Origin of the sequence: Maribacter sp., from assembly GCA_020629415.1 — a bacterium.
In the GTDB taxonomy this organism is placed as follows: Bacteria; Bacteroidota; Bacteroidia; order Flavobacteriales; family Flavobacteriaceae; genus Maribacter; species Maribacter huludaoensis.
In genome coordinates this window covers 1-3,783 of record JAHDDL010000080.1, presented here as the reverse complement: position 1 = coordinate 3,783, position 3,783 = coordinate 1, and the positions used below count along the sequence as shown (strand labels likewise).

Genomic DNA, 3,783 nt, shown 5'->3' with positions numbered 1-3,783 from the left:
ATGAATTTGTAGAAGTGCTTTCATACTTCTCATTCGAAAATTATGGTAAAAAGGATTTTCTTATCCGGCAGGGAGAAAAAGTAAATCACTGTTATTTTATTGTCTCCGGACTCTTAAAATTGGTGTTGGTAGACCAAGATGGTAAGGAACATATTATTTCATTTGCTATGGAAGATTGGTGGGAAAGTGATTTTTCCGCCTATTTCATGCAAACCAAGGCTTCCATGTCATTGCAGTCCATTGAACCCACAAGTGTATACGCTTTACCCCTTGAAAATTACCATGCCTTGTCATTGGCATTTCCAAAAATGGAGCGTTTCTTTTTAATGAAATCAAATTTGGGTCATATCGCCTCGCATAATAGAATTGTATCTTTTCTAACATCAGACGCAAAAGGTAGGTATGAACAATTGCTCAAAACACATCCAGCATTATTTCAACGTGTACCAAAAACCTTGTTAGCTTCTTATTTGGGTGTATCACGAGAAACACTTAGCAGATTATCCTCTTAGCCTTTCCTAGTTTTATAATTGTGATGTATGTCACACTTAAACGGTGCTTTAATTCAAATATTTGTAGTGTAAAAATGAACACCAAATATAAAATAGCATGGAACGAAGAATAATTAATCCCTGGGAATGGCAGAATGAAAGAAGTTATGTTCAAGCGGTTGAAGTCGTAAAGCCCGAAGCAACTTTGTACATCTCCGGTCAAACAGCTATAGACGCTGCCGGTATATCAAGTACAGGCGATATGAGAAGCCAACTTACGGACACCATAAGCAATTTAGAAAAGGTCATTGATGAAGCTGGGTATGCATGCAAGAATATTGTACGATTAAATATTTACACCACGTCATCAGATGAATTCTTTGCCTCTTTTGATATTTTTCAAGACTGGATAAAAAAGCATGGGATAAAACAGACAAGTACCGTATTGGAAGTTAAAAGCCTATTTGAAACCTTAAAAGTAGAGTTAGAGGTTACTGTGGTGCGGTAGTTATCGTTATCATACCAAAACAAAAGCCTCATTTAATTTTTGATGTATCTGCAACAAAATTGCTTTCGTCATTCTCGTTTTATACTTTTGAACGACTTTAATAGCAGCTATGGAATACGCAGAAAATATATTGGGAACAATTGGTAATACGCCTCTTGTAAAGATGAATAAGCTTACGGCAGAATTGCCTTGTTTGGTATTGGCTAAATATGAGACGTTTAACCCTGGTAACTCGGTTAAGGATCGTATGGCCTTAAAGATGATCGAAGATGCTGAAGCGGATGGAAGATTGCAACCTGGCGGCACCATTATTGAAGGTACATCTGGCAATACAGGTATGGGCTTGGCGTTGGCTGCCATTGTAAAAGGCTACAAATGTATTTTTGTATTGGCGGATAAACAGTCCAAAGAAAAGTGCGACATTTTACGTGCCGTAGGTGCAGAAGTGGTCGTGTGCCCTACTGCTGTTGAGCCAGATGACCCACGTTCCTATTATTCGGTTTCCAAAAGATTGGCGAAAGAGACGCCTAATAGTTGGTACGTAAATCAGTATGACAACCCAAGTAATGCCAAAGCCCACTACGAAAGCACCGGACCTGAAATTTGGAAACAGACCGATGGTAAGATTACCCATTTTGTAGTTGGCGTGGGTACGGGCGGCACAATTTCTGGTGTGGGCAAGTACTTAAAAGAACAGAATCCCAACATAAAAGTTTGGGGTATAGATACCTATGGTAGCGTTTTTAAAAAATACCACGAAACGGGAATTTTTGATGAGAAAGAAATCTACCCTTATGTAACCGAAGGTATTGGCGAAGACATTCTACCCAAAAACGTAGACTTTGATATTATTGACGGATTTACCAAAGTAACCGATAAAGACGGTGCGGTATACACCCAGCGTTTGGCAAAGGAAGAAGGTATGTTCTTGGGCAATTCTGCCGGTTCTGCCATTAAAGGCGTTTTGCAGTTAAAGGAACACTTTACCAAAGATGATGTCGTGGTGGTTTTATTTCATGACCACGGTAGCAGGTATGTTGGCAAAATGTTCAATGATGATTGGATGCGAAAGCAGGGCTATATAGAATAGCCCTACCCTAGCCATTTTTACATTTGTTCCACGAACTTTAAGAAAACCTCTTTATGGCGTTCTAAGTCCATATTAGGGGAAAGCGACACACGGGCGATATAATCCTTATCGTCCTCTTTGGTGGTACCCTGTGTTGACGTTGCCGGTATGGTCCAATAACACCCTTTTAATTGTCCGTAGCTTACGCAATACTTACTTTCATCAGGTATTTCGGTAATCATTAAATCGATCAACAGGGCGTTCATTTTTCTTTTGTAGCCCTCCTTTTCTTCTGGAGTATTCCCTTTTGTAGGTAGGTCCAAAGAAAAGACCGATGGCGTAAAACCTTCCTTTGCCAATGCCTCGGAAACAAAATTGATTTTCGCCGTAGGCAATGTTTTTTCTATAAAGGAAACAAAATTTCGTGTATTGATATAGGCATCATGAATTCGCTGCATCATAGACGGCATTTGTTTTGCTAAAATTTCATATTGCAAATCCGTAGCTTCATTATCACAAAGGGCTAAGTGCAAGTGTATTTTTTCGATCAAAGTTTCCGCTTTTTTATTCGCTATACAATATCCGGCGGTACACTTACCACCACTTGGAAATTTAGAACCACTGGCAAATGAAATGGTTCTAACAGATGAAAGAACATCGGAATCCCCTAAAAAATGGACATTTGGGCAAAACGTTTGGTCCAAAATAAATACGGGATCAATAGCCTGGCTCCCAGTATCGGTTTTTCGTTTGGCACTTAATACAGCCCTTAGTTTTTGAAGGTCAGGAACTTCAACTCTCGGGTTCGTTGGTATTTCCGCAATTATATAAGGAATGGCATCTTGGGCAGCTATTTGTTCCAAAACATGATCAATGCTTTGCACCATATCATTATCACCATCTACCAGTAAATCCACAATTTCTATGGCATCGCTGCAAGCCGCAACGCGCCTTGCTTGATCATTGGTACCACCGTAGCAATTTGGTGGAACCACAATTTTAATGGCTTTACCCTTGTGGTTTTCCAAAGCGTCATGCACCAAGCCCATTAGAATCGCATATTGAACGGATAATCCGCTCGATGCTACCAATGGTGTGGTCTGGCTGCCACTCACCTCTTGTATCAAATCCAACACGGCAGCTTTTTGCTCCGTTGTGTTGGTGGTTACCGAATTTTCAGTCGGCAGTTGCACCAAAGACCGTAAAGCGTTCAAGCAATTATGAGGTGTCATGGCAACGGTTTCCCTACGTCTAAAATGCTGAATATCTGAAATGTAATGTATATTTTCTGCACCGTTGATAAGCAATACACTTCCCAATTCTGCATACATATTAACGTAAAAGTCAATATGTGATGATATGCTTATTGCTGAACTATCATGTTGCTGTGAGATAAAAATGGTACTGCCCTCAAACGATTCCACATCAGCGGGACTATCCACTTTTTTCAGCTCAAATGAAAAACCGTAGATGTTTTTTAAAACATCTATATCAAATGAACTTGGAAGTTCTTTGGTGTATGTAATAAGCGTATTTCTGTGTTTTAAAAGGTTTGTTCTTAAAATGGATAAAATAGATGCCGTTTTAGATTGAAAACTGATCACCTGCTCGGCCGGCAACCTGTTGATATTCCCAATGGCCCATTCTAAAACACAGGACAACGGGTGACCCAAACGAATGTAGTCATACGCCGTAGGTAAATTGCTCAATGCCGC

The 3,783-nt window shown here is 39.8% G+C and carries 4 protein-coding genes; 3 read left to right on the top strand and 1 reads right to left on the bottom strand.

From position 1 onward, the window contains the following. The 3 genes from QZ657_RS17175 to QZ657_RS17165 form a co-directional block, all read left to right on the top strand. Positions 1-512: Crp/Fnr family transcriptional regulator (locus tag QZ657_RS17175; protein WP_291968244.1), on the top strand; the 512-nt coding region annotated here is incomplete at its 5' end. Positions 513-609: 97 nt separating this feature from the next. After that, a complete protein-coding gene (locus tag QZ657_RS17170) occupies positions 610-999 on the top strand; it encodes a RidA family protein (protein ID WP_291968243.1) in 390 nt (129 codons plus the stop codon). Positions 1,000-1,108: 109 nt separating this feature from the next. Continuing rightward, the gene (locus QZ657_RS17165) at positions 1,109-2,089 is read left to right on the top strand and encodes a PLP-dependent cysteine synthase family protein (RefSeq protein ID WP_291963728.1); all 981 of its coding nucleotides are present in this window, start codon (positions 1,109-1,111) and stop codon (positions 2,087-2,089) included. A 17-nt stretch (positions 2,090-2,106) separates the two neighbouring features. Here the strand turns inward: QZ657_RS17165 and QZ657_RS17160 are convergent. Beyond that, positions 2,107-3,783: PLP-dependent transferase (locus tag QZ657_RS17160; RefSeq protein WP_291968242.1), on the bottom strand; the 1,677-nt coding region annotated here is incomplete at its 5' end.

Coding starts and splice junctions, on each gene's coding strand:
- QZ657_RS17170 (WP_291968243.1), top strand. CDS start 610: ATGGAACGAAGAATAATTAATCCCTGGGAATGGCAGAATGAAAGAAGT.
- QZ657_RS17165 (WP_291963728.1), top strand. CDS start 1,109: ATGGAATACGCAGAAAATATATTGGGAACAATTGGTAATACGCCTCTT.